This is a genomic window from Allochromatium humboldtianum, from assembly GCF_013385175.1.
Classification (GTDB): Bacteria; Pseudomonadota; Gammaproteobacteria; order Chromatiales; family Chromatiaceae; genus Thermochromatium; species Thermochromatium humboldtianum.
The window spans coordinates 1-670 of record NZ_JABZEO010000008.1 but is presented as its reverse complement, the minus strand read 5'-3'; the positions used below and the strand labels follow the sequence as shown (position 1 = coordinate 670).

Below are 670 nucleotides of genomic sequence, written 5' to 3'. Positions count from 1 at the left end.
CAGTCTTGCGCGAGAAACCCCGTCCTTGACTGGCGGGGAGGGATAGCGCACCGCGCGCAGCGCGGTTAGGCCGCCCGCCTCGCGTCCTCCGTTACAGGTTTGGTTTGAATGGTGTAGCCATAGCCGTCGGCGCGTTGCAGCAGACGGCAATAGCGATGTGAAATGCCTGCGACCGTACCGCCGGGCGTCTGGACGTTGAACGACCCCGTGCGCCGGATGGCCACGCGTCCGACATGCACGCCGGCCTTCTGGCCCGTGGGCACCTCGGCGCGCACCCAATCGCCGGTCTGGAAGCCCTGGACGCGCTTTTCGCGCATCAAATAGCCGCGCGGGAAGCCGTTGTTGAACGTGCGCGTGCGGCTATAAGCGCCGCGTCCGGTGGCGCGGATGCTCAGGACCGGGCGGTTCCAGTCGCGCACCTGATCGACGGCGCCGACACAGGCGGCATCGAGGGCATGGGTTTTGGGGATGTCCAGGCGCGTGCGATTGAACTTGGTGCGTCCGCCCGAGGCGGTCTCGACCGGCAGGCCCGTAGCTTTGAGCGCATTAAACAGCGCCCAGCGCGTGGCATTGACGGCGGTGGCGTCCTGGAGCGGTGCTTTGGCCTGGGCCTGGATCTGGTGCAGGAGCGCCGGTTGGCGTTGCAGAAAGTCCTCGATGGACTGTTTCG

1 pseudogene is annotated in these 670 nt (G+C 66.7%); it reads right to left on the bottom strand.

The annotated features are described in order from the left end of the window. Positions 1-65 precede the first annotated feature (65 nt). Positions 66-670 (bottom strand): annotated as a pseudogene (locus HW932_RS12680) (RNA-guided endonuclease IscB); the annotation flags it as partial.